Below are 23,592 nucleotides of genomic sequence, written 5' to 3'. Positions count from 1 at the left end.
AGGACGGGCGGCCCCACCCCGAGGGGTGGGGCCGCCCGTGCGCGTGGGGGATGGGGCGCGGACGCCGTTAGGCTGGTGCGGTGACCGAGATCGAGATCGGCAAGGCCAAGCGCGCTCGCCACGCATACTCCTTCGACGACATCGCGATCGTGCCCTCGCGGCGCACCCGCGACCCTGAGGAGGTCAGCGTGGCGTGGCAGATCGACGCCTACCGCTTCGAGCTGCCCGTGCTCGCGGCGCCGATGGACTCGGTGATGTCACCCGCGACCGCCATCGGGTTCGGCCGGCTGGGCGGCCTCGGCGTGCTCAACCTCGAGGGTCTCTGGACCCGCTACGACGACCCCTCCGAGCTGCTCGAGGAGGTGTCCCGCCTCCAGGGCGCCGACGCCACCCGCCGTATGCAGGAGATCTACACCGAGCCGATCAAGCCCGAGCTCATCACCGCGCGGCTCAACGAGGTGCGCGACGCAGGCGTCACCGTCGCCGGGTCGCTGTCGCCCCAGCGCACCAAGGAGTTCGCCAAGGCCGTCGTCGACGCGGGGGTCGACATGTTCGTCATCCGCGGCACCACCGTCTCGGCCGAGCACGTCTCCAGCCAGTCCGAGCCGCTGAACCTCAAGGAGTTCATCTACGAGCTCGACGTGCCCGTGATCGTCGGTGGCTGTGCCACCTACCAGGCGGGACTGCACCTGATGCGCACCGGCGCCGCCGGCGTGCTGGTCGGCTTCGGCGGCGGCGCGGCGCACACCACGCGCACGGTCCTGGGTGTCGCCGTGCCGATGGCCAGTGCGGTGGCCGACGTCGCCGCCGCCCGCCGCGACTACCTCGACGAGTCCGGTGGCCGCTACGTCCACGTCATCGCCGACGGGTCGATCGGTCGCTCCGGCGACATCGCCAAGGCCATCGCCTGCGGCTCCGACGCGGTCATGGTCGGCTCGCCGCTGGCTCGCGCCGCCGACGCCCCCGGCCGGGGCTTCCACTGGGGTGCCGAGGCGCACCACGCCGCGCTGCCGCGCGGCGAGCGGGTCGAGTTCGGCCCCATCGGCTCGCTCGAGGAGATCCTGTTCGGGCCCTCCCGGGTGGCCGACGGCACGATGAACCTCATCGGCGCGCTGCGCCGCTCGATGGCCACCACCGGCTACACCGAGCTCAAGGAGTTCCAGCGGGTCGAGGTCGTCGTCGGCTGACGCCGACCGGACTGCAGATGGCCCACGTCCTCCTCCTCCACGGTCTCGGCCAGAGCCCGCAGTCCTGGCAGGAGCAGGTCGTCGCCCTCCCGCCGGGCTGGACCGCCAGCGCTCCCCGGGTGCTCGGCCTCGACCTCTCCGGCGACCAGGACCTCCACCTCGACACGGCGGTGGCGCACGTCCTCGCCGGACTGGATGCGGGCGGCGTACGGCGCGCGCACGTCGTGGCGATCGGGCTCGGCGCGGTGGTCGCCACCCGGCTGGCGGCGCGCCACCCCGAGCGCGTCGACCGGCTCGTGCTCAACGGGGGGCAGGTGCGGCAGTCGGGTCTCGCCGGCTGGCTGCAGGGTCGTCTCCTGGGCCGAATGAGCGACCAGCGGATGCAGGCCCGCGGCGTGCGCCGGGAGCGGGTGACGGCGGTGGTGCGGGCGATGCGCGACCTCGACCTGCGAGGCGACCTCGTGCGGGTCGTGGCGCCGACCCTGGTCGTCCACGGCCGGGGCGACCGTGCCCACCGGGCCGGCGCGAAGGCCGTGGCCGACGGCATCGCCGGGGCCCGGTACGTCGAGGTCGAGGGCGGCGAGCGGCTCAACACCGACCACCCCCGGGCGTTCAACGAGGTCGTGCTCGCCTTCCTGTCCGAGCCCGGGCAGAGCGCCGTCCCGGATGTTGCCGAAAGGTAGATCGCGCGCCCGTCGGTCGCCTACACCAAGCGGGTACCGGGCACGAACCGGCGCCACCTGACCTCCCGACAGGGCCACGGCATCCCCAACCCGACGTGGGTCCACGGTGGCCAACCAGGTGGTGCGCGAAATGGCCCTCCTCGTCGGCCATCAGCGCCAACCTCGGCGTCAACCCCTCGCTCACCATCACCGCGCAGGCGGAGCGGGCGATGGCTACCGCGACATCGCCCCGGTGGCGCCGCGGCGGCCGGCCGTGCCGGCGTCGGCGCCGGGTGCCCTGCGACGTGCGCCGGCGTATCTCGATAGGCTTGGCGCATGGAGCACCCCGAGCACGACCTGGTCCTGGTGGTCGACTTCGGGGCGCAGTACGCCCAGCTGATCGCCCGGCGGGTCCGCGAGGCGCGCGTCTACTCCGAGATCGTGCCGCACACGATGCCGGTGGCCGAGATGCTGGCGCGCGAGCCCGCTGCGATCCTGCTGTCCGGCGGCCCCTCCAGCGTGTACGCCGAGGGCGCACCGGTGCTCGACGGCACGCTCTTCGCCGCCGAGGTGCCGGTCTTCGGCATGTGCTACGGCTTCCAGCTGATGGCGCAGGGGCTCGGCGGCACGGTCGCCCACACCGGCGTCCGGGAGTACGGCCGCACCCCGGTCACCGTGACCGCCGGCGGGACGCTGCTCTCCGACATCCCCGAGCACCACTCGGTGTGGATGTCCCACGGCGACTCGGTGCAGGCGGCGCCCGACGGCTTCGACGTGCTCGCCTCGACGCTGGGGACCCCGGTCGCGGCCTTCGAGAGCACCGACCGGCGGCTGGCCGGCGTGCAGTGGCACCCCGAGGTGCTGCACACCGAGCACGGGCAGAAGGTGCTCGAGCACTTCCTCCACGACATCGCCGGCTGCCGGCCGACCTGGACGATGGTCAACATCGTCGAGGAGCAGGTCGAGCGCATCCGCGAGCAGATCGGCCCGGACGGCCGGGCCATCTGCGGACTGTCCGGCGGCGTCGACTCGGCCGTCGCGGCGGCCGTGGTGCAACGGGCGATCGGGGACCGCCTCGACTGCGTCTTCGTCGACCACGGGCTGCTGCGCAAGGGCGAGGCCGAGCAGGTGGAGCGTGACTTCGTGGCGGCCACCGGCGTGAAGCTGCACGTCGTCGAGGCCGAGAAGCAGTTCCTCGACGCGCTCGCCGGCGTCAGCGACCCGGAGCAGAAGCGCATGATCATCGGACGCGAGTTCATCCGCACCTTCGAGGCCGCGGAGGCCGACGTGCTCGCCGGTGCCGACCTCGGCACCGACGGCGAGGGCCAACAGGTCGCCTTCTTGGTGCAGGGCACCCTCTACCCCGACGTGGTGGAGTCCGGCGGCGGCGCCGGCACCTCCAACATCAAGTCGCACCACAACGTCGGTGGGCTGCCCGACGACCTCGAGTTCGAGCTGGTCGAGCCGCTGCGCACCCTGTTCAAGGACGAGGTGCGGCTCGTGGGCGAGCAGCTCGGCCTGCCCCCGGAGATCGTGTGGCGGCACCCGTTCCCCGGTCCGGGCCTGGGGATCCGCATCATCGGCGAGGTCACCCGGGAGCGTCTCGACATCCTGCGGGAGGCCGACGCCATCGCCCGCGAGGAGCTCACCCGCGCGGGTCTGGACCGAGACGTCTGGCAGTTCCCGGTGGTCCTGCTCGCCGACGTCCGCTCGGTGGGCGTCCAGGGCGACGGCCGCACCTACGGCCACCCGGTCGTGCTGCGGCCGGTCACCTCCGAGGACGCCATGACGGCCGACTGGGCGCGCCTGCCGTACGACGTCCTCGAGCGCATCTCCACCCGGATCACCAACGAGGTGGCCGAGGTCAACCGCGTCACCGTCGACATCACCTCCAAGCCACCCGGGACCATCGAGTGGGAATGAGGGGCTGACGTGAGGGCGCTGCACCACCTCGACCTCTGGGTCGGCGACCCGGCGACCGCCGAGGGCGAGTGGGGCTGGCTGCTGGGCGAGCTGGGGTGGGAGGCCGACGACGGCCTGAGGTCCTGGGGGCATCCCGACGGCACGTACCTCTTCCTGGAGCGCTCCGAGGACCTCGTCGACGAGCCGCACGACCGCTGCCGGCCCGGGGTGAACCACGTCGCCCTCACCTGCGACGAGCGCCACCTGCTCGACCGGATGCGCGCGGAGTCCTCGGCCCACGGCTGGCACGAGCTGTACGCCGACCGCTATCCGCACGCCGGGGGCGACGACCACGTCGCGCTGTACCTCGAGAGCTCCGAGGGCTTCGAGGTGGAGGTCGTGCTGGCGGCGGAGGAGCCCGGGCAGGCGGGGTAGTCCGCGCCCACGTCCGCTCAGCCGGCGAGGAGCTCGGTGCGCTCCGCGGCGAGCAGCACGGCGCCCGTCAGGGAGGCGCGCTCGGCGAGCCGGCTGGCGACCACCGGGGTGGCGGCGACCGCGTCGAGCGCGTGGCGGCGAAGGCCGATGCGGGCGGGCTCGAGCAGGAAGTCCCCGGCGCGGGCCATGTCGCCGCCGACGACGACCAGCCCCGGGTTGAGCAGGTTGACCACGCTGGCCAGGCCCCAGCCGAGGTGGAGGCCGGCGTCCTCGAGGGTGCGGACCGCGGCGACGCTGCCGGTCCTGGCGGCCTCCACGATGTCGTCGATGCCGGCCCCCGGCAGGTGCTCGGCCATCATCGCGACCACGGCCGGGGTGGAGGCGTAGGCCTCGAGGCAGCCGCGGCTGCCGCACCGGCACATCGGGCCCTGCTCGTCGAGGGTGAGGTGGCCGACCTCGCCGGCTGCGCCCAGGCTGCCGTGGTACAGCGCGTCGTTGATGATGATGCCGGCGCCGACGCCTGAGGAGATCTTGAGGAACACCGAGCAGGTGTGCCCGCGGGCCACGCCGACACGGTGCTCGGCGAGGGCGCCGAGGTTGGCGTCGTTCTCGACGTGGGTGGGCACCCCGAAGTGCGCCTCGGCGGCGTCCTGGGCGTGGACCCCCACCCAGCCGGGGAGGATGGCGGAGGACCGGACCACGCCGTCGGTCACCGGCGCGGGCAGGCCCATGGCGATGCTGCGCAGGCCCGCGGGGGCGACCCGGGCCTCCGCGAGCAGCTGGGTGAGGATGCTCGAGGCCAGGTCGAGGCCCTCGTCGTGGGGGTGGCCGGCGTGCAGTGGCCGGCGCAGCTCGGCGATCATCGCGCCGGTGAGGTCGCCCAGTGCGACCGCGATGTGGCTGTGGCCGAAGTCGATGCCGGCCACCAGCCCCGCGGTGCGGGCCAGCCGGACCGTCGTACCCCGCCGGCCGCTGCCGGGCTCGGTGTCGACGAGCCCGTGGGCGGCGAGGTCACGCACGATGTTCGACACCGTGGCGGGTGCCAGGCCGGTGAGTCGGGACAGGTCCGCCTGGGTCACCGGGGCCGGGTCGGCGCCGTCGTCGGGGGCGGGGACGCCGCGCCGCAGCACGTCGAGGACGCGCTGCTGGTTGGCGGTGCGGAGCGACGCGGTGGATCCTGGTGCGCTCACCCGTGTCGGCATGCGGACACTGTGGTCGAGCCGGTCGCTAATCGTCAAGAGAAAGCAGCAACGCACGGCCAATACCCAAGATCGAGCACTTTGTGTTCACCTCTTGACGACTAGTGCTGTGACTCACCACACTCTCTCCCAGACCAGGGGCGCTCCCGCGTGGAGCGTCCAGAAACCGAGAAGGGACCCCCATGTCCACGACCCTGCACCGCTACGCAGCCTTCGGCGCTGCCCTGTTCATCGGCGCCGCCGGCCTGTCGGCCTGCGGGGCCAACGAGGCCGAGGGCGGCAGTGGCGACAGCGCCTCCGGCGGCGACAGCCAGAAGATCGCGCTGCTCCTGCCGGAGTCCAAGACCACCCGCTACGAGGCGTTCGACCGTCCGCTCTTCGAGGCCAAGGTCGCTGAGCTGTGCGAGGACTGCGAGGTCCTCTACTACAACGCCGACCAGGACGAGGCCAAGCAGACCCAGCAGGTCGACACCGCCATCTCCGAGGGTGCGTCGGTGATCGTTCTCGACCCCGTCAACGGTGCCGGTGCCGGGGGCATGGTGCAGTCCGCCCAGGACTCCGGCGCGGAGGTCATCGCCTACGACCGGTTCATCGCCGAGGCCGACTACTACATGTCCTTCGACAACGAGACCGTCGGCCGGATGCAGGGCGAGGCCCTCGTCGAGGCCATGGGCGACCAGGGCGGCATCCTGATGCTCAACGGCTCGCCCGACGACCCGAACGCCGCGCAGTTCAAGGCCGGCGCCCACAGCGTCCTCGACGGCAGCAACGTCGAGATCCTCGAGGAGTACGACAACCCCGACTGGAGCCCGGAGAACGCCCAGGAGTTCGTCACCGACCAGCTGAGCAAGTACGACACCTCCGACATCCAGGGCGTCTACGCCGCCAACGACGGCCAGGCGGGCGGCGTCGTCGCCGCCCTCACCGGCGGTGGCTTCGAGCCCGACGCGCTGCCCCCGATCACGGGCCAGGACGCCGAGCTCGCCGCCATCCAGCGCGTCCTCGCGGGCGAGCAGGCCATGACCATCTACAAGCCCATCCCGATCGAGGCCGAGAAGGCCGCCGAGGTCGCCGTGGCGCTCGCCAACGGTGAGGACGTCGGGGAGACCACCGACTACGAGGGCGTCCCGTCGTTCATCTTCGACCCGATCGTGGTGACCGCCGACAACGTCGCCGACACCGTGGTGGCCGACGAGTTCTACCCGGTCGAGGACATCTGCACCGACGAGTACGCCGACGCGTGCGCGGAGGCTGGCCTCAGCTGATGTCCGCTCCCGTGACGCAGGCGCCGGCCGGGGACGCGGTCCTGTCCCTGGCCGGCGTCACCAAGCGGTTCGGCGCCGTGCAGGCCCTCTCCGACGTGCACCTCGAGGTGCACCCCGGGGAGGTCGTCGCCCTCGTGGGCGACAACGGCGCCGGCAAGTCCACGCTGGTCAAGGTCATCTCGGGGGTCTACACCCCCGACGAGGGCCGGATCACCTTCGCCGGGCGCCAGATCTCCGTGGCGGGCCCGTCCGAGGCGCAGGCCCTCGGGATCGCCACGGTCTTCCAGGACCTGGCGCTCTGCGACAACCTCGACGTGGTCGCCAACCTCTTCCTCGGGCAGGAGAAGCACGTCGGGCCCCTGCTCGACGAGGTCGGCATGGAGAAGGAGGCGTGGCGGCTGCTGCGCACCCTGTCCGCGAAGATCCCGTCGGTCCGCATCCCCATCGCCGCGCTCTCGGGTGGCCAGCGCCAGACCGTCGCCATCGCGCGCAGCCTGGTGGGCAGCCCGAAGGTGGTCATGCTCGACGAGCCGACCGCCGCCCTGGGCGTCGCCCAGACCGCCGAGGTGCTGAACCTCATCGAGCGGCTGCGCGAGACCGGCCTGGGCGTCATCCTCATCAGCCACAACATGGCCGACGTCCAGGCGGTGGCCGACCGGATCATGGTCCTGCGCCTGGGCAGGAACGCCGCGGAGTTCCGCGTGGAGGACGTCAGCACCGAGGAGCTGGTGGCCGCCATCACCGGCGCCTCCGACAACGTCGTCGCCAGCCGCGCCTCGCGGCGCGCCGGCACGACCATCGAGGGAGGCACCGCATGACCGCCCCGGGGCCCGTCACCGAGACGCCCACCTCGACCGTCGCGGCCGACCTCGCCGACGAGCGTCTCGTCAGCGCCAAGGGCTTCGGCGGCTACGCCGGCCTGCTGTGGAACAGGCTTCGCTCCGGCGAGCTCGGCAGCCTGCCTGTCGTGGTCGGCCTGATCATCATCTGCGTCGGCTTCTACAGCGCGGAGCCGCGATTCCTGTCCTCCCGCAGCCTGGTGTCGATCACCCAGTTCGCGGCGCCCATCGGGGTCATCGCGCTCGGCATCGTGCTGGTGCTGCTGCTGGGCGAGATCGACCTGTCGGTCGGCTCGGTCAGCGGGTTCGCAGCAGCGGTCATGGCGGTCACCCTGATCGACCGTGGCCAGTCGATGATCGTCGCGATCCTCGCCGGCATGCTGGTCGGCCTGGCCATCGGCGCGCTCTACGCCGTGCTGTACGTCAAGCTCGGCGTGCCGTCGTTCGTGTTCTCCCTGGCCGGCCTCCTCGGCTTCCAGGGAGCACTGCTGTTCGTGCTCGGCGACAACGGCACCCGCAACCTGCCCTCGGACTCCTTCCTGGTGCAGTTCACCCGGTTCGAGTTCGTCGGGGAGGCGATGTCCTACGTCCTGGTGGTCGCCACCGCCGCGATCTACGTGCTCTCCCAGCTCTGGGTGGCCAGGCAGCGCACCGCCGCCGGCCTGAGTGCGCCGTCGCTGACGGTGGTGGGCCTCAAGGCCGCCGCCCTGCTTGTCGGCCTCGGGCTCCTCACCTACTACGTCAACATCGATCGCGGCTGGACCTACGTCTGGATCTTCTTCGTGGTGCTCGTGGTGCTGATGGACCTGGTGCTGCGGCGCACCCGCTGGGGCCGGCACGTCTACGCCGTCGGCGGGAACGAGGAGGCCGCCCGGCGTTCGGGCATCAAGGTGGACCGGATCTACTTCTCGGTCTTCGCGCTGACCTCCACGCTCGCTGCCGTCGGCGGCCTGCTGGCCGCCGGCCTGCAGACCTCGGTCTCCCAGGCGAGCGGCACCAACGACACCAACCTGCAGGCCATCGCGGCCGCGGTGATCGGCGGCACGTCGCTGTTCGGCGGCCGCGGATCGGCGTACTCCGCGATGCTCGGGATCATCGTGCTCCAGGCGATCCAGTCGGGACTCAACCTGGTGGGCGTCGACTCGTCGGTGCGGTTCATGGTGACCGGAGGGGTCCTCCTCCTCGCCGTGGCCATCGACTCGGTCTCGCGACGGGCCCGCTCCTCGAGCGGTCGCGGCTGAGCCGACAGGACAGGGCCGGTAGGACAGGGCCGGTAGGACAGGGCCGCAGTTTCCGGCGATGCCGGGCCCTGCGGCCCTGTCCGCGCCCGGGGTCAGGAGACGGTCGCGAGCTCCTCGGCCTCCTCGACGTCGACGTGCCGGTCCTCGTGGTCGAGCCTGCTGGGCCACCAGATCTTGCCGCCGAGGTCGAGGTTGATCGCGGTGACGAGCACCGACCGCACGATCATCGTGTCGAGGATGACGCCGAGCGCCACCGCGAGGCCCAGCTCGGCCAGGAACACCACCGGGATGGTGCCCAGCACCAGGAAGGTGGCGGCCAGCACCAGCCCGGCCGATGTGATCACGCCGCCCGTGGAGGTGAGCGCCACCAGCGACCCGGCTCGGGTGCCACGCAGCTGGGTCTCCTCCCTGACCCTGGTCATCAAGAAGATGTTGTAGTCGATGCCCAGGGCGACGAGGAAGACGAAGGCGAACAGCGGGAACGACGGGTCGGACCCGGCGAAGCCGAAGACGTACTCGAAGAGCAGCGCCGAGATGCCCAGTGCGGCGCCGAAGGACAGCACCACGGTCGCGATCAGGATCAGCGGCGAGACCAGGGACCTCAGCAGGACGACCAGGATGAGGAACACCAGCACGAGGATCGCCGGGATGATCACCAGGTTGTCGCGGCTGGAGGCCTGCTTGGTGTCGAGGAAGAACGCCGAGCCGCCGCCGACGAGCGCATCCGCGCCCTCGACCGCATGGGTGGCTGTGCGCACGTCCTCGACGACGCCGAAGGCCCGCGGCGAGGAGACGTCGGAGTCGATGACGCCCTGGATGAAGGCGACGTCGTCGACCACCACGGGCTCGCTCGGCTGCTCGAGCCCGTCGATGTCGGTCATCGCCTCCCGGACGGCCTCGCCCTGGTCGCCGTTGGCCACCACCTGCACGGTGTTGGACTGGTCGACCAGGCCGTGATCGACCAGCACCTTCTGGCCGGTGATCGACTGGAACTCCTTGGTGTAGGAGTCCTCGGTGGAGAGGCCGCCGGCGTCGAGCCGGAACAGGCCCAGGCAGGCGATCGCCAGGATCGCGGTCGTGACCACCCAGACCGCCCGGGGCCGCACGACGATGCGCTGGCCGACCTTGGCCCAGATGCCCGACTGGGTGGGCTCGGGTGAGCCGAAGGCGGGGCGCTTGGGCCAGAAGACCCAGCGTCCGCACACCACCAGCAGGGCCGGCAGCAGCGTCACCATGACCAGGAACGTCACCCCGATGCCGATGGCGGCCACCGGACCGAGGCCGGCCGTGGAGTTCATCTCGGCGAGCAGCAGGCAGAGCATGCCGAGCACCACCGTCGCGGCGCTGGCGAGGATGGCCGGAGCGGCGCGGTGGAGGGCGAACGCCATCGCCTCGTGCCGGTCGTCGTGGCGGCGCAGCTCCTCGCGGTAGCGGGCCACCAGCAGCAGGGCGTAGTCGGTGCCGGCGCCGATGACCAGGATCGTGAGGATGGCGTAGCTCTGCCCGTTGACCGTGAGGTCGGCGTACCTGGCCAGGAAGTAGATCAGGGCCTGGGAGGAGAAGAGCGCGACGCCGGCGCAGAAGATCGGCAGGATCCACAGCACCGGGCTGCGGTAGGTCACCAGGAGGATCACGATGACCACGCCGAGGGTTGAGAAGAGCAGCGTGGTGTCGATGCCGCCGAAGGCCTCGGCGGAGTCGGCCGCCTGTCCGCCGGCGCCGGCGATGTAGATCTCGCCGCCGTCGAGCTGAGCGATCGAGCGCACCTCGTCGGCCGCGTCGGGGAGCGCGTTCCACCCGTCGGCCCCGAAGTTGAAGGTGACCAGGGTCTGCGCGACCTGACCGTCGTCGGAGACCCCCGCCATGCCCACCTGCTCGGCGGTGGCCGGGCTGACCACCGGTGGCCTGCGGCCCTCGACCACCTCCTCGACGCCGTCGAGGCCGGCCAGCTCGACCGCCTGCTCCTCGATGGCGGCGAGGTCGTCGTCGGTGAGGCCCGACTCCTTCTCGTAGACCACGAGGGTCGGGATGGCGTTGGGGTCCTGGAAGGCCACGAGCTTCTCGAGCGCGCGTGTGGACTCCGCGCTCTCGGGCAACCAGGACGACGCCTCGTTGTTCTGCTCGTCGGCGAGCTTCGCGGCGAAGGTGGATGCGCCTGCGGTGACGATGATCCAGAGGATGACGACGATCCACTTGGTGGCGGGGCCCGTGAGTCGGCCGGCTATCTGACGATGCATGACCCTCAGTGGAGCAGAGACCACCGACATCGCGCATCAGGGTTTTCACTGATATTGCATGATCGCCCTCAAGCTGGGTAGGCCCGCGGCAGTGCCTCGCCCCGCTCCGCCAGCACCTCGCGCAGCCGGTCGGGGTAGTCGGTGATGAGCCCGTCGACGCCCAGGTCGACGAGGTGGCCCATCGTGGCGGGGTCGTCCACGACGTACGGCACGACGCTCAGGCCGAGCCGGTGCGCGTGCTCGATGAGCGCCGGGGTGACCACCGGGCGGTACGCCGGGTCGCCGATGCCCGACCGGTAGGGCCGCCCGTGGATGGGGGAGACGGCGTTGAAGCCGAGCGCGGCTGCGGCATCCACCGGGTCGTCGCCGTCGTCCAGCCGGACCTCGTCCAGCCACGGCGAGGGGCGAGCCCCGACGTCCTCGAGGTACCTCGGGTTCAGCAGCAGGTTCAGCCGCATCGCCGGGTCGGCCCGGCGCACCCTCGTCAGCGCGCCCCAGTCGAAGCTCTGGACCGACGTGCGGGAGGTCAGGCCGGCGCCGTCGACCGCGCTCACCAGGAGCTCCACGAACACGTCGCGGGCGGCCCCCTCGTCGGGAGCCGTGGCGTCGTACTTGATCTCGACGTTGAGGCCGACCTCGTCAGCGCCGCGGGCGTGCAGGAGGTCCAGGACGTCGGTCAGCGCGGGCATGAGCAGCCCCTCGGCGCTGGGCCGGTCGGGGAAGTCGGCGGCGCGGAGCCCCGCGACGTCGACCGTCTGCAGCTGGGCGAAGGTGAGCTGGTGGATCATCCGCCCGGTGTGCGGTCCGGACACGATGTCGCGGTCGTGCGAGACGACGAGCACGCCGTCGCGGCTCACGTGCACGTCGCACTCCAGCGTCGAGACGCCCAGGGCGAGCGCGGCCCCGAACGCCTCGAGGGTGTTCTCGGCGCTCAGCCCGCTGCCTCCGCGATGGGCCTGCACGTCGAAGCGCTCGACCAGCCGGGCGGGCACCTCAGATCCCGCCGCCGTACTGCTCGTCGAGGAAGGTGCCGACCGCGTCACGGAACGACTCGTGCTCGGCCTCGAAGACGGCGCGGGTCATGCCACCAGCTCCTTCATCTGCGCCACGGTGGCAGCCGGGTCGGGGGAGACGGGGGTGACCTGGAGGTTGGTCACGCCGGCCTCGCGGAAGGCGGCCACCCGCTCCGCGACGTACGACGCCGGGCCGACGAGGTTGGCAGCCTCCAGCCACTCCACCGGCACCTTGGCCTCGGCGTCACGTTTGTGGCCACCGAGGTAGAGGTCCTGGATCTCGCGCGCCTCCTTCTCGTAGCCGTACTGGCAGGCGAGGTCGTTGTAGAAGTTCTTGCCGCGCGCGCCCATGCCGCCGACGTACAGCGCGTAGACGGGCCGGGCGTGGTCGAGCAGCGCCTTGGTGTCGGGGCCCTCGCCGATGGCTACCATGCCGCCGGCGCTGATCTCGAGGGGCCCGAGGCCCTCCTGCCTCCTGGCGGTGCCCTTCGTGAGCGCGTCGCCCCACACCGACGCCGCCTTCTCGGGCAGGAACAGGAACGGCAGCCAGCCGTCGGCGTACTCCGCGGCGCCCTGGACGCTCCGGGGCCCGAGCGCGGCGATGTAGATGGGGATGCTGGGGCGCTCGGGCCTCGTCAGCAGCTTGAGCGGCTTGCCCAGGCCGGTGCCCTGGCCCTCGGGGAGCGGCAGGGTGAAGACGCCGTCGTGGGTGAGGGTCTCGCGGCGCAGGCCGCGGCGGACGAGGTCGACGATCTCGCGCGTGCGCGCGAGCGGCTTGGCGTAGGGGACGCCGTGGAAGCCCTCGACGACCTGCGGTCCCGACGCGCCGAGCCCGAGGATCGCACGGCCGCCCGAGACGTTGTCCAGCCCGGCGGCCGTCTGCAGGATCGCGCCGGGGGTCCGGGAGTAGACGTTGAGGATGGCCGAGGCGATCTCGATCGTCTCGGTGCGCGCGGCGAGGTAGCCCATCAGCGTGGGGGAGTCGAAGCCGTACGCCTCGGCCACCCACACGGTGTCGAGGCCGGCCCTCTCCAGCGACGCGACCTGGTCGGCCGTCTCGCGGGGGTTGCCGGCGTAGGTCAGGGGCATGGAGAGCTTCATGCCCGCGATCGTGACACTGGCGCTGTCACGATCGCAAGGGCGGAGGGAGGCGGGGGCCGCCTCAGGGTTGCTGCTTGCCGTTCCAGGAGTCCCACAGCGCGGCGTACGAGCCTCCGGCGGCGACCAGCTCGTCGTGCGAGCCGAGCTCGGAGATCACGCCGCCCTCGACCACGGCCACGCGGTCGGCGTCGGAGGCGGAGAAGAGGCGGTGGGCGATCGCGATGACGGTGCGGCCCTCGAGCACGGCGGCCAGCGAGCGCTCGAGGTGCCGGGCGGCCCGCGGGTCGATGAGCGAGGTCGCCTCGTCGAGCACGAGCGTGTGCGGGTCGGCCAGCACCAGCCGGGCCAGCGCGATCTGCTGCGCCTGCGCCGCGCTCACGGCCCGGCCGCCGGAGCCGACGACGGTGTCCAGGCCGTCGGGCAGCGCCTCGACCCACTCCAGGGCGTCGACGGCGTCGAGCGCCCCGCGGATCTCCTCGTCGCCGGCACCGGGAGGTGCCGCGAGCGCGAGGTTCTCGCGCAGCGACCCGACGAAGACGTGGTGCTCCTGGGTCACCAGCGCGACGTGGCCGCGCAGCTCGGACAGCGGCAGGTCGACGAGCCCGACGCCGCCGACGGTGACCGACCCGGACCGGGGCGGGTGGATGCCGGCGAGGAGCCGGCCGAGCGTCGACTTGCCCGCGCCCGAGGGTCCGACCATCGCGATCCGCTCGCCGACGCCCACGTCGAGCGAGACCCCGTGCAGCACGTCGCGGCCCTCGACGTAGGAGAAGTGGACGTCCTCGGCCTCGATCCTCTCGTCGGCGGGCCGGGCGCCGGTGGCCACCCGGTCGTCGGGCACCTGCGCCACACCGAGGAGGCGGGCCAGGGAGGCGGCGCCCATCTGCAGCTCGTCGAGGATCGAGACGATGCGGTCGACGGGGTCGATGAGCATCTGCACGTACAGGGTCGCGGTGGTCACCTCGGCCAGCGACACGGTGCCCTGCGTGTAGAGGTAGCCGCCGAAGAGCAGCGTCGCCACCGTCGGCAGCAGGTAGGCGACCTCCATGCTCGGGAAGAAGACCGTGCGCAGGTACAGCGTGTAGCGCTCGGCGACGTAGGACCTCCGCACGTCGTCGTCGATGTGGGCGATCCGCTCGTCCTCGATACCGAGCGCCTCGACGGTGCGGGACCCCTCCACGGTCTCGGTGAGCGTCGCGCCGATGTCGGAGTACGTCGCGCTCTCGCGGAGGTAGCCGTCCTTGGCGCGGGCGAGGTACCACCGCAGCCCGACCACCAGCGGCGGCACCCCGATCAGGCAGGGCAGGGCCACCCACCAGCCGACGCTCAGCGCGGCGGCGAAGGTCAGCACGGCGGTGACGCAGGCGATCGTCCACTCGGGCAGTGCCATGCGCACCGACCAGCCGAGCTGGTCGACGTCGCGGCTGGTGCGGGTGAGCAGGTCGCCGGAGCCCGCGGACTCGACCACCCCGACGGGCAGCTGGAGAGCGTGGTCCGTCGGGGTGGTCGACGAAGTCCTCGCGGAGCTCGGCCAGCACCGTCTCGCCGAGCACCTGGCTGACGAGCCGGGCGTAGCGGGTCAGCAGGCCCTGGGCGAGGACGAAGCAGGCCAGCAGGGCGATGATCCGGTCGACGTGGCCCAGGGTCGTGCCCTGCTCGACGGCCTCGACGAGGCCGCCGATGAGGCGAGGACCGGCGAGCGCGGCCAGTGCCGCGAGCACGTGCAGGGACAGGGCGCCCCACAGCATCCGGGGGTGGCGCCGGGCGATCGAGACGGCGTAGCGGCGTACGGCGGGGCCGTCGGCCACGGGCAGGGCGGTGCTCATCGCAGGGCCTCCTCGGGCTCGCCGGCGCTGCGGGTCACGGTGGCCCGGTAGCCGGCGTGCTCGCGCAGCAGATCGGCGTGGGTGCCGGTGGCCACGATGCGCCCGTCCTCGAGGAACGCGACCTCGTCGACGGCGTCGAGCACGAGGGGGCTGCTGGTGGTGACGACGGTGGTGCGCCCGGTGCGGTGGGCGCGCAGCCGGGCCGCGACGCGGGCCTCGGTGTGGGCGTCGACCGCTGAGGTGGGCTCGACCAGCACGAGCACCTCGGGGTCGACGGTGAGGGCGCGCGCGAGCACGAGGCGCTGGCGCTGGCCGCCCGAGAATGACCTGCCCCGCTCGGTTACCACGGTCTGGAGCCCCTCGGGGAGCGCCTCGAGGATGTCGTCCGCGCTGGCCGTGCCCAGGGCGCGGCGCACGGCCTCGGCGCCGCCGCGGCCGGTGACGTCGAGGCTGCGGCCGAGAGGTCCGGAGAAGAGGGCGGCACCGGTGTCGGAGACCACGACCCGGCGGCGTACCTCGGCGCGGGCCAGGGAGGTCAGCGGCACCCCGCCCAGCACGACGTCGTCGTCGACCTCGGCGTGCGCCATGCCGAGCCGGTCGGCCAGCTCGGCGGCCTCGTCGGGCTGCTCGGAGACGATGGCCACGAGGCGTCCGGCGCGGACGAGCAGGCCCGTCCGGGCGTCGTGGAGGTCGGCGCCGGGCGGCGGCGACGGGGCGGGGTCGGCGGGCCCGGTGTGGTCGGGGGTCAGCGAGAGCACGCGGCAGACGCGGCGGGCGGCGACCCGGCCGCGGATCAGCTTGCTGGCGTACTCGGTGACGGTCCGCAGCGGGATGAGGAGGAAGGCGGCGTAGCCGTAGAACGCCACGAGCTCGCCGGGGGTGATCGTGCCCTGGACGGCGTACCGCGCGCCGAGCCACACCACGAGGACCACGAAGACGCCGGGGAGCAACACCTGCAGCGCCTCGAGCACCGACTGCACCCGCGCGACCTCGACCCCGGCCCGCCGGGTGCTCTGCGACTCGCGCCGGTAGCGGCCGAGGAAGACCTGCTCGCCGCCGACGCCGCGCAGCACCCGCAGCCCGCTGACGATGTCGCTGGCGGTGTTGGCCAGCTCCCCCATCAGGTGCCGCTGGTGGGCGCTGCGGTGCTGCAGGGGGCTCAGCAGCGGGACGACCGCCAGCATCAGCAGCGGCACCCCGAGGAGCACGACGAGGCCCAGGGTCACCGACGTGCTCAGCAGGATCACCGAGACCATCAGGAACGACACGATGGCGCCGACGAACCGAGCGGTGACGTCCATGACGTTGCCCAGGCTGGAGAGGTCGGTGGTGCCGATCGCGACCACCTCGCCCGTCGGCACCTTGCGCGGCAGCGTGCCGCCGAGGTGGGCGGCCTGCCGGCCGACGAGCTGCACCGTTCGGTACGCCGTGGTGAGCCAGTTGGTGACCGCGAACCGGTGCCGCATGACGCCGCTCGCCGCCTGCACGAGGCCGATCGCCAGCATGATCAGCGCCCACCTCAAGAGCGCGTCGCCGTCCTTGGCGGCCACGCCCTGGTCGATGGCGCGGCCCAGCGCTGCCGGCATGACGGCCTGCGACCCCATCCACACGATGCCGAAGAACATGCCGCCGAGGAGCGTGTGCCACTGGCCCTTGGCGAGCCACCAGAGGTACCGGTCGGGTGAGCGGTGGTCGGCGACGCCGGGGTCGGCGAGGGGGAGTCGGCGCACCCGGCGAACGCTACGTACCCGACCGCTGCGAGGCCACTCGAATTGCGTGGACGTGACGCACGCCTCCCCACGACGCAGGACCACCCCGGCACCTGGGGCGCCGGGGTGGTCTGGGTGCAGCGATGCGGGCCGGAGCCCGACCGATCAGTGGTCGCGGTTGCTGCGCGCGGCCGAGTCGTCGTCGTAGAAGTCGCGGCTGCCGGACTTGGCCAGGCCGCGGCTGACCATGTAGCCGATGGTGAGCAGCGTGACGTAGAACCACGCCTCCTGGGTGCCGAAGTCGCTGGTGTCGGTGAGCGCGGCGGCGACGAGCACGGCGAGTGCCACGACGACGTACGCGATCAGCTCCGTGGTCTTGAACGACGCCTTGGTCTCGGTGCTGACGCGACGGATGCGGTCGTGGGCGCCGGTGGTGGTGTGGGCGGTGTTCGCCATGGGGGTACAGCTCCTTGGTGAGGTGGGACCGTCGTTGCCTGACGGCCGTGGAGGATCGTTGAACTCCTCTCAGTGACCTCTCAGGAAACGTTCAATCAGTCGCGGCACCCCGGCCGAGGGCGACCTGCGTCACACGTCGCGACCGGCGCCCGGCGACGGCTCGACCGCGAGGTACGACGGCCCCGCGTAGCCGGCGCCGAGGGCGGAGGTGGTCACGGCCCGCTCGACCGCGGAGCGCCGCTCGGCCGGCACGAGGGCGATCACCGATCCACCGAACCCGCCACCGGTCATCCGAGCACCCAGGGCGCCCGCCTCGACCGCCTTCTCCACGATCAGGTCGACCGTGGGCACGGAGTTCTCGAAGTCGTCGCGCATCGAGACGTGCGACTGGGTCAGCAGGGTGCCGATCTCGGGCAGCCGGCCGGCGCGCACCAGGGCGACCGCGTCGAGCACCCGCTGGTTCTCGGTCAGGACGTGCCGGGCCCGGCGCTGCGTCTCGGGGTCGTCGGCCAGCGCCTCGAGCGCCGCGTCGACGTCGTCGACCTCGCGCAGCGTCTCGACACCGAGCCGGGCGGCAGCCGCCTCGCAGGCGGTCCGGCGGGCGGCGTACGCCCCGTCGACCAGCTCGTGCGGCGCGTTCGAGTCGATGACGAGCAGCTCCAGGCCGTCGGCGCCGGGGTCGCAGGCGACCGGCTCGACGGTGAGGGCGCGGGCGTCGAAGAAGCTCAGGTGGTGCTCACGGGAGTGCAGGATCGCCATCTGGTCGAGCAGGCCGGTCGGCGAGCCGGCGTACTCGTTCTCCGCGCGCTGCACGATGCGGGCGAGCTCGGTGCGGTCGATGTCGACGCCGGCCAGGCCGGTGAGGGCCAGCCCCACCGAGCACTCGAGCGAGTGCGACGAGGAGAGGCCGGCGCCCAGCGGCACGTCGCTCTCGATCGCCAGCTCGGCGCCCGGCACCTCGATGCCCGCCTCCGCGAGGGCCCATGCCACCCCCGCGACGTAGGCGCCCCAGCCGGTCACGGCGCCGGCCGAGCCCGGCACCTCGAACTCGACGGGCTCCTCCTGCCCGACCGACCGGGCCACGACCGTGCGGTCCTCACGCCGGGTCGCGGTCACGGTGGTGCGCTGCGGCAGCGCGAAGGGCAGCGCGAAGCCGCCGTTGTAGTCGGTGTGGTCGCCGATGAGGTTGACCCGCCCGGGAGCCGACCAAGTGCCTGCGGTGCTCATGGTCGACCAATCTAGGGCAGGCCCTAGGATCCGGGGGTGCCCGACCCCGGCGACGGCCCCCACCGCCCGCTGCTGCACTTCACCGCGCGCCGCAACTGGATCAACGACCCCAACGGCCTGGTGCACCACGACGGGGTCTGGCACCTGTACTTCCAGCACAACCCCGAGGGCACCTCGTGGGGCAACATGAGCTGGGGCCACGCCACCTCGCCCGACCTGCTCCGGTGGGAGGAGCAGCCGCTCGCCCTGCGGCACACCCCGGTCGAGCACGTCTTCTCCGGCTCGGTCGTGCTCGACGTCGACAACACCTCCGGGCTCGGCACGGCCGCCGACCCGCCCCTGGTCGCGGTCTACACGAGCGCCTGGACGCCCGCCCACCGCACGCACGCCGGCCACCAGTCGCAGTCGATCGCCTGGAGCGCCGACGGCGGCCAGACCTGGACGCCGTACGCCGACAACCCGGTGCTCGACCGGGCCTCGGCCGACTTCCGCGACCCCAAGGTGTTCCGCTACGACGGCCCCGCCGGCGACTACTGGGTGATGGTGGCCGTCGAGGCGGTGCACCAGCAGGTGGTGCTGCACCGCAGCGACGACCTCCTGACGTGGGAGCACCTCAGCTCGTTCGACAACCCGCACCGGGCCGAGGTCGTGTGGGAGTGCCCCGACCTCTTCTCGCTGCCGCTGGACGGCGCGAGCGGCGCCGAGCGGTGGGTGCTCGTCGTCAGCCTCAACCCCGGCGCGGTGGCCGGCGGGAGCGGCGCGGAGTACTTCGTCGGCGACTTCGACGGGACGACCTTCACCACCGAGGACTCCACCGGGCCGGGGCTCGGCGGCCACGACTGGCTCGACTGGGGCCGCGACCACTACGCGGCGGTGTCGTTCAGCGGGGTCGCCGAGGGGCGCCGGGTGATGATCGGCTGGATGAGCAACTGGGACTACGCCGAGCAGCTGCCCACCGGGGGGTGGCGCGGAGCGATGACGCTGCCCCGCGAGGTGGAGCTGGTGCCCACGCCGCGCGGGCCGCGCCTGCGGCAGCGCGTCGTCGACGAGATCGAGGGGCTCCGCGACCATGCCGCCGCCCTCACGCTGGGGCGGCGGACGCTTCCGGAGGGGCGCACCGCCCTGCCTGTGCGCGGCGACGCGGTGCAGGTGGACGCGGTGATCCGGCCGGGCGCCGCCGGGGCCGCGGGCATCAGCGTGCTGGGCGACCACGAGCACGCCACGACGATCGGCTACGACGTCGCGGCCGGGCAGCTCGTCGTCGACCGCCGGCACTCCGGCGACGTCGGGTTCTCCGACGTCTTCGCCTCGGTCGAGCGGGTGCCCGTGCCCCTGGTCGGGGGCGCACTCGCGATCCGGGTGTACGTCGACCGGTCGTCGGTCGAGGTGTTCGCCGACGGCGGCCTGGTGACCGTCACCGACCTGGTCTTCCCGGCGCCGGGTGCCGACCGCATCGGCGCGTGGGCGCGCGGCGGCACGGCGGTGCTGGAGAGCCTGGTCGTCACGCCGCTCCACCCGGCCGGCTGGCGCTGAGCCTCAGCGGCCCAGCCCGTCGACGACCTCCGCGCCGGGCAGCATCCCGACCAGCCGGCCGGGCAGCAGCAGCTTGGAGCGACGGACTCCCGACCCGATGACCGCCACGTCGAGGTCGAGGACGGCTGCGTCGACGAGCACCCGCCACCCCTCGGGCAGGCCGATCGGCGTGATGCCGCCGTGCTCCATGCCCGACCCGGCGACCGCACGGTCCATGTCGAGGAACGACGCCTTCCGCACGTCGAGGAGCCGCTTGACCAGCGAGTTCACGTCGGCGCGGGTGTCGGCGCGCACCACGCAGGCGGCGACCCGCTCCTCGCCGCCGCGGCGCCCGGAGACCACGACGCAGTTGGCGCCGGCCGTGAGCGGCAGGTCGTAGGCCGCGCTGCACGCGGCGGTGTCGGCCAGGGCCGGGTCGATCTCGAACACGCCCACCTCGCTCGCGTGCGGCCAGCCGGTGAGGCCGGCGACGACCGGGGAGGCGAGGAGGTCGGTGCGCTCGAGCGCGGGGACGGTGGTCACGGAGCCGAGGGCCGGCGTGGTCGACGTCATCGCCTCATCATCGCCCATTCACGTCGCCGTCACCGCCCGGTGGCCGTCGGCTCGCACGCTGGCCCGGTGACCCTCACCGAGCTCGCCCGGTCCACCGCCCGCGAGCCCAGCCTGGTGGTGACGCCCGCGGTCGTCGCCCACCGCGGCGCGTCCGGGCACCGCCCCGAGCACACCCTCGACGCCTACCGCACGGCGATCCGGATGGGCGTCGACGACATCGAGCTCGACGTCGTCGTCACCCGCGACGGCGTGCTCGTCGCGCGCCACGAGAACGAGATCAGCGCGACCACCGACGTCGCCGACCACCCGCGCTTCGCCGACCGGCGCACCACCAAGGTGGTCGACGGCCACGTCGTCACCGGCTGGTTCACCGAGGACTTCACCCTCGTGGAGCTCAAGCAGCTCACCACGCGCGAGCGGCTGCCCCGGCTGCGCCCCGCCAACACCGAGTACGACCGCTGCGAGGGCGTCCCCACGCTCGGCGAGGTGTTCGCGATGGTGCAGGCCGAGTCCGTGCGCCGCGGCGTCGGCGTCGGGGTCATGGTGGAGCTCAAGCACGCGGCGTACTTCGACGCGCTCGGGCTGCCGCTCGACCGGCCGCTGCTCGACGACCTCGCCCGCCACGGCCTGGACCACCCGCGCTCCCGGGTGACGATCATGTCGTTCGAGACAACGATCCTGCGCCGCCTCGCCCCCGAGGTCCGGCTGCCGGTGGTGCAGCTCGTCGGCCGGCGCCGCGAGCGGCCGGCCGACCTGGCGGCGGTGGGCGACCGCCGTACCTTCGCGGACCTGCTGAGCCCCGACGGCCTCGCGGACATCGACGAGTACGCCGACGGGCTGGGCGTGATGAAGGGCCTCGTGCTCCCGCGCGACCGGGAGGGTCGCACCGGCCGGCCCTCGACGCTGGTGCGCGACGCCCACCGGCGGTGGCTGACCGTGCACGTGTGGACCCTGCGAGCCGAGAACGCCTACCTGCCCGCCGACTTCCGCGGCCCCGGCCACCGGCGCGACCACGGACACCTCGCGGCCGAGGCGCAGGCCCACCTCGACGCCGGGGTCGACGGGATCATCACCGACCACCCCGACCTGGTGCTGCCGGTGGTCTCCGCGACCCGGCCCGCCTCCTGAGTCCGCCTCCTGAGTTCGCGCGGTCGCCGTACGGCGTTCACCTGGCACGCGCTCGCCTGTCCACCTGCCCTGGGTGAGGTGTCCGCATGACACCTCGGACCTCCCTCCTCGCCCTCTCCACCCTCGTCTCCGGCGCCGTGCTGACCGCCTCGGTGGCCGTCACCGCCCCCGCGCAGGCCGCCGACAGGCAGGCCGCCGACAGGCAGGGCCACGGGCACGACAAGACCGGCGTCACCACAGTGATCGCCCACCGCGGCGCCTCCGGCTACCGCCCCGAGCACACGCTGGAGGCCTACCGCCTGGCCATCGCGATGGGCGCCGACTACGTGGAGCCCGACCTGGTCCCCACCAAGGACGGCGTGCTCGTCGCCCGCCACGAGAACGAGATCGGCGGCACCACCGACGTCGGCTCCCACCCGGAGTTCGCCGACCGCCGCACCACCAAGACCATCGACGGACGCCAGGTCACCGGCTGGTTCACCGAGGACTTCACCCTCGCCGAGCTCAAGACCCTGCGCGCCAAGGAGCGCCTGCCGCTGGTGCGCCCCGGCAACACCCGCTTCGACGGCAAGTTCGAGGTGCCGACGCTCGACGAGGTGCTGGCCCTGGTGGCGGCGGAGTCGAAGCGGGCCAAGCGCCGCATCGGCGTCTACCCCGAGACCAAGCACCCGACGTACTTCGACTCCATCGGCCTGTCCATGGAGGAGCCGCTCGTCGCCTCGCTCAAGCGCTTCCACCTGGATCGGAGGAAGGCGCCGGTGATCCTGCAGTCGTTCGAGACCAGCAACCTGCGCGACCTCGACGCGATGACCCGGGCGCCTCTCGCCCAGCTGCTCGACGCCACCGGCGCGCCGTACGACCTGGTCGCCGCGGGCGACCCGACGACGTACCGCGACCTCACCACGCCCGCCGGCCTCACCCGCATCGCGCAGTACGCCGACGGCGTGGGCGCCCACAAGGACTGGGTGCTGCCCCGCAACGCCGCCGGGGCCACCACGGCGCCGAGCGCGCTGGTGGGCGACGCCCACGCCCGGGACCTGTTCGTGCACGTGTGGACGCTGCGGGCGGAGAACCAGTTCATGGCCACCAACTTCCGCCGCGGCACCGACCCCGACGCGCTCGGTGACCTGGCCGCGGAGACGCGGGCCTTCGTCGCCGCCGGCGTCGACGGGATCTTCACCGACCAGCCCGACATCGTGGTGTGGGCCCGCTGAGCGCGGCCGACGGTCGTCCCCCGGCTCAGTCCTGCGGGATGACCACCCACGCCACGAGGTAGAGCACCGCCACGGAGCCGAGGCCCAGGACCACGCCGAGCACGGTCAGCAGCCGGACCCACTTCGGGTCGACCCCGAGGTGGCGGGCGAGGCCGCCGCAGACGCCGGCGACCATCCTGTTCTCGCGGCTGCGCCGCAGGCGGCGCGGGGACACGGTGTGGGGTGCGTGCTCGCTCATCGGTCCTGCTCCTGGTTCGTGTCGGTGGGGATGACGGTGGTGTCGTCGTGGGGTGCGGGGTACGGCGCGGCGTACGCCTCGTGGTGCGGGCTCGGGGCGGCGTGGTCGGCGGCCTGCTGGCGGCGCCCGCCGAGCCCGATGGCCAGCAGCCCGGCGAGCCCGGCGAGCACCCACGGCACGGGCACCAGCCAGCGGATGTCGCCGTCGCCGATGACGTCGGCCTCGATGGCGGCCCAGACCCCGACCAGGCCGAGGAAGGCGATGCCCATCACGAGGTGGCCGACGTTGATGGGGTGGCGGCCGCTCTCGTCGGGCGGGTTCAGCTCGGTGCTCATGGTCGTGTCCTCACTGGGAGATGATGATCTCGCCGACGCCGAGGTTGGCGTCGATCGTGATGCTGGGTCGGTCCGTGCCGGCGCTGCGGCTGCCGCTGCCGTAGATGTCGATGCCGCCGTTCTCGTCGCCGAAGACCTCGACCGAGCCGGGGCCGTCGACGTCGCCGCTGGCGACGACGTCCACGTCGTCGGGCACGATGACCTCGATCCGGCCGACCCCGCCCTCGACGGTGATGGTGCGGCCGTCGAGCGCCTCGGCGTCCTCGACCCGGGAGAGGTCGACGGTCATCTCG

General features: G+C 72.8%; 23 protein-coding genes and 1 pseudogene. 12 read left to right on the top strand and 12 right to left on the bottom strand.

Going from position 1 to position 23,592, the window contains the following annotated elements; genetic code table 11:
• Positions 1-80: 80 nt before the first annotated feature.
• From QZX64_RS07045 to QZX64_RS07025, 5 genes and pseudogenes are all read left to right on the top strand, one after another.
• A complete protein-coding gene (locus tag QZX64_RS07045; protein WP_295657933.1) occupies positions 81-1,187 on the top strand; it encodes a GuaB3 family IMP dehydrogenase-related protein in 1,107 nt (368 codons plus the stop codon).
• A 17-nt stretch (positions 1,188-1,204) separates the two neighbouring features.
• Positions 1,205-1,870, top strand: a complete 666-nt coding sequence (locus QZX64_RS07040; RefSeq protein WP_295657932.1) for an alpha/beta fold hydrolase — start codon at positions 1,205-1,207, stop codon at positions 1,868-1,870.
• 51 nt (positions 1,871-1,921) lie between these two features.
• Positions 1,922-2,249 (top strand): annotated as a pseudogene (locus QZX64_RS07035) (hypothetical protein); the annotation flags it as partial.
• Positions 2,186-3,772, top strand: coding sequence for a glutamine-hydrolyzing GMP synthase (guaA, locus tag QZX64_RS07030; protein ID WP_295657931.1), 1,587 nt, complete (start codon positions 2,186-2,188; stop codon positions 3,770-3,772). The pseudogene QZX64_RS07035 and the gene guaA, both read left to right, overlap by 64 nt.
• 9 nt (positions 3,773-3,781) lie before the next feature.
• Entirely contained in the window at positions 3,782-4,186 is a 405-nt protein-coding gene (locus QZX64_RS07025) for a glyoxalase (protein WP_295657930.1), read from the top strand.
• A 17-nt stretch (positions 4,187-4,203) separates the two neighbouring features.
• On the opposite strand, the gene QZX64_RS07020 is transcribed toward QZX64_RS07025, so the two are convergent.
• Complete coding sequence (locus tag QZX64_RS07020; protein WP_295657929.1) at positions 4,204-5,388, bottom strand: ROK family transcriptional regulator; 1,185 nt, start codon at positions 5,386-5,388, stop codon at positions 4,204-4,206.
• Positions 5,389-5,567: 179 nt separating this feature from the next.
• On the opposite strand from QZX64_RS07020, the gene QZX64_RS07015 reads away from it, so the two are divergent.
• The 3 genes from QZX64_RS07015 to QZX64_RS07005 are packed head-to-tail and all read left to right on the top strand — an operon-like array spanning position 5,568 to position 8,730.
• Complete coding sequence (locus tag QZX64_RS07015; RefSeq protein ID WP_295657927.1) at positions 5,568-6,650, top strand: substrate-binding domain-containing protein; 1,083 nt, start codon at positions 5,568-5,570, stop codon at positions 6,648-6,650.
• On the top strand, positions 6,650-7,468 hold the full coding sequence (locus QZX64_RS07010; RefSeq protein ID WP_295657926.1) for an ATP-binding cassette domain-containing protein: 819 nt from the start codon (positions 6,650-6,652) through the stop codon (positions 7,466-7,468). The genes QZX64_RS07015 and QZX64_RS07010 overlap by 1 nt, the downstream gene beginning before the upstream one ends.
• Positions 7,465-8,730 (top strand): sugar ABC transporter permease, encoded by a 1,266-nt coding sequence (locus tag QZX64_RS07005; RefSeq protein WP_295657925.1) that lies wholly within the window; start codon positions 7,465-7,467, stop codon positions 8,728-8,730. Before QZX64_RS07010 ends, QZX64_RS07005 begins: the two co-directional genes overlap by 4 nt.
• Positions 8,731-8,822: 92 nt before the next feature.
• Here QZX64_RS07005 and QZX64_RS07000 read toward each other — a convergent pair whose 3' ends face one another.
• From QZX64_RS07000 to QZX64_RS06985, 4 genes are all read right to left on the bottom strand, one after another.
• Positions 8,823-10,967, bottom strand: coding sequence for an MMPL family transporter (locus tag QZX64_RS07000; RefSeq protein WP_295657923.1), 2,145 nt, complete (start codon positions 10,965-10,967; stop codon positions 8,823-8,825).
• 68 nt (positions 10,968-11,035) lie between these two features.
• Positions 11,036-11,959 (bottom strand): glycerophosphodiester phosphodiesterase family protein, encoded by a 924-nt coding sequence (locus tag QZX64_RS06995; protein WP_295657922.1) that lies wholly within the window; start codon positions 11,957-11,959, stop codon positions 11,036-11,038.
• Positions 11,960-12,046: 87 nt separating this feature from the next.
• Positions 12,047-13,081, bottom strand: coding sequence for an LLM class F420-dependent oxidoreductase (locus QZX64_RS06990; protein ID WP_295657920.1), 1,035 nt, complete (start codon positions 13,079-13,081; stop codon positions 12,047-12,049).
• Between the two features lie 61 nt (positions 13,082-13,142).
• Positions 13,143-14,549: an ABC transporter ATP-binding protein gene (locus QZX64_RS06985; protein WP_295657918.1), complete on the bottom strand. Its 1,407-nt coding sequence runs from the start codon at positions 14,547-14,549 to the stop codon at positions 13,143-13,145.
• 34 nt (positions 14,550-14,583) lie between these two features.
• Between QZX64_RS06985 and QZX64_RS06980 the strand changes: the two genes are divergently transcribed.
• A complete protein-coding gene (locus QZX64_RS06980) occupies positions 14,584-14,958 on the top strand; it encodes a hypothetical protein (RefSeq protein ID WP_295657917.1) in 375 nt (124 codons plus the stop codon).
• Here the strand turns inward: QZX64_RS06980 and QZX64_RS06975 are convergent.
• The 3 genes from QZX64_RS06975 to galK all read right to left on the bottom strand — a co-directional run bounded on the left by QZX64_RS06975 (position 14,904) and on the right by galK (position 18,299).
• The gene (locus QZX64_RS06975) at positions 14,904-16,637 is read right to left on the bottom strand and encodes an ABC transporter ATP-binding protein (RefSeq protein WP_295657915.1); all 1,734 of its coding nucleotides are present in this window, start codon (positions 16,635-16,637) and stop codon (positions 14,904-14,906) included. The two genes, QZX64_RS06980 and QZX64_RS06975, sit on opposite strands and share 55 nt — an antisense overlap.
• A 144-nt stretch (positions 16,638-16,781) precedes the next feature.
• The gene (locus tag QZX64_RS06970; RefSeq protein WP_295657913.1) at positions 16,782-17,072 is read right to left on the bottom strand and encodes a hypothetical protein; all 291 of its coding nucleotides are present in this window, start codon (positions 17,070-17,072) and stop codon (positions 16,782-16,784) included.
• Between the two features lie 129 nt (positions 17,073-17,201).
• Positions 17,202-18,299: a galactokinase gene (galK, locus tag QZX64_RS06965; protein WP_295657912.1), complete on the bottom strand. Its 1,098-nt coding sequence runs from the start codon at positions 18,297-18,299 to the stop codon at positions 17,202-17,204.
• Positions 18,300-18,335: 36 nt separating this feature from the next.
• On the opposite strand from galK, the gene QZX64_RS06960 reads away from it, so the two are divergent.
• The gene (locus tag QZX64_RS06960; protein ID WP_295657911.1) at positions 18,336-19,832 is read left to right on the top strand and encodes a glycoside hydrolase family 32 protein; all 1,497 of its coding nucleotides are present in this window, start codon (positions 18,336-18,338) and stop codon (positions 19,830-19,832) included.
• Between the two features lie 3 nt (positions 19,833-19,835).
• Here the strand turns inward: QZX64_RS06960 and QZX64_RS06955 are convergent, their stop codons facing one another.
• Positions 19,836-20,384 (bottom strand): YbaK/EbsC family protein, encoded by a 549-nt coding sequence (locus QZX64_RS06955; protein ID WP_295657909.1) that lies wholly within the window; start codon positions 20,382-20,384, stop codon positions 19,836-19,838.
• A gap of 66 nt (positions 20,385-20,450) precedes the next feature.
• On the opposite strand from QZX64_RS06955, the gene QZX64_RS06950 reads away from it, so the two are divergent.
• Both QZX64_RS06950 and QZX64_RS06945 read left to right on the top strand, forming a co-directional pair.
• A complete protein-coding gene (locus tag QZX64_RS06950; protein WP_295657907.1) occupies positions 20,451-21,512 on the top strand; it encodes a glycerophosphodiester phosphodiesterase family protein in 1,062 nt (353 codons plus the stop codon).
• Positions 21,513-21,598: 86 nt separating this feature from the next.
• Positions 21,599-22,726, top strand: a complete 1,128-nt coding sequence (locus tag QZX64_RS06945) for a glycerophosphodiester phosphodiesterase (RefSeq protein ID WP_295657906.1) — start codon at positions 21,599-21,601, stop codon at positions 22,724-22,726.
• Between the two features lie 25 nt (positions 22,727-22,751).
• Here QZX64_RS06945 and QZX64_RS06940 read toward each other — a convergent pair whose 3' ends face one another.
• The 3 genes from QZX64_RS06940 to QZX64_RS06930 all read right to left on the bottom strand — a co-directional run.
• Positions 22,752-22,964, bottom strand: a complete 213-nt coding sequence (locus QZX64_RS06940; protein WP_295657905.1) for a PspC domain-containing protein — start codon at positions 22,962-22,964, stop codon at positions 22,752-22,754.
• Entirely contained in the window at positions 22,961-23,299 is a 339-nt protein-coding gene (locus QZX64_RS06935; RefSeq protein ID WP_295657904.1) for a hypothetical protein, read from the bottom strand. Before QZX64_RS06935 ends, QZX64_RS06940 begins: the two co-directional genes overlap by 4 nt.
• A gap of 10 nt (positions 23,300-23,309) precedes the next feature.
• Positions 23,310-23,592 (bottom strand): LiaF domain-containing protein (locus QZX64_RS06930; protein ID WP_295657902.1); only part of this gene is annotated, 283 nt, incomplete at its 5' end.

Origin of the sequence: uncultured Nocardioides sp., from assembly GCF_902805925.1 — a bacterium.
Lineage (GTDB): Bacteria > Actinomycetota > Actinomycetes > Propionibacteriales > Nocardioidaceae > Nocardioides.
This window is presented reverse-complemented; position numbering and strand designations above follow the sequence as displayed.

Excerpts from the sequence above, each read along its gene's own strand:
- guaA (WP_295657931.1), top strand. The coding sequence starts at position 2,186 with ATGGAGCACCCCGAGCACGACCTGGTCCTGGTGGTCGACTTCGGGGCG.
- QZX64_RS07005 (WP_295657925.1), top strand. The coding sequence starts at position 7,465 with ATGACCGCCCCGGGGCCCGTCACCGAGACGCCCACCTCGACCGTCGCG.
- galK (WP_295657912.1), bottom strand. The coding sequence starts at position 18,299 with ATGAGCACCGCAGGCACTTGGTCGGCTCCCGGGCGGGTCAACCTCATC.
- QZX64_RS07010 (WP_295657926.1), top strand. The coding sequence starts at position 6,650 with ATGTCCGCTCCCGTGACGCAGGCGCCGGCCGGGGACGCGGTCCTGTCC.
- QZX64_RS06955 (WP_295657909.1), bottom strand. The coding sequence starts at position 20,384 with ATGACGTCGACCACGCCGGCCCTCGGCTCCGTGACCACCGTCCCCGCG.
- QZX64_RS06945 (WP_295657906.1), top strand. The coding sequence starts at position 21,599 with ATGACACCTCGGACCTCCCTCCTCGCCCTCTCCACCCTCGTCTCCGGC.
- QZX64_RS06940 (WP_295657905.1), bottom strand. The coding sequence starts at position 22,964 with ATGAGCGAGCACGCACCCCACACCGTGTCCCCGCGCCGCCTGCGGCGC.
- QZX64_RS07040 (WP_295657932.1), top strand. The coding sequence starts at position 1,205 with ATGGCCCACGTCCTCCTCCTCCACGGTCTCGGCCAGAGCCCGCAGTCC.
- QZX64_RS07000 (WP_295657923.1), bottom strand. The coding sequence starts at position 10,967 with ATGCATCGTCAGATAGCCGGCCGACTCACGGGCCCCGCCACCAAGTGG.
- QZX64_RS07020 (WP_295657929.1), bottom strand. The coding sequence starts at position 5,388 with ATGCCGACACGGGTGAGCGCACCAGGATCCACCGCGTCGCTCCGCACC.
- QZX64_RS06935 (WP_295657904.1), bottom strand. The coding sequence starts at position 23,299 with ATGAGCACCGAGCTGAACCCGCCCGACGAGAGCGGCCGCCACCCCATC.
- QZX64_RS07015 (WP_295657927.1), top strand. The coding sequence starts at position 5,568 with ATGTCCACGACCCTGCACCGCTACGCAGCCTTCGGCGCTGCCCTGTTC.
- QZX64_RS06990 (WP_295657920.1), bottom strand. The coding sequence starts at position 13,081 with ATGAAGCTCTCCATGCCCCTGACCTACGCCGGCAACCCCCGCGAGACG.
- QZX64_RS06970 (WP_295657913.1), bottom strand. The coding sequence starts at position 17,072 with ATGGCGAACACCGCCCACACCACCACCGGCGCCCACGACCGCATCCGT.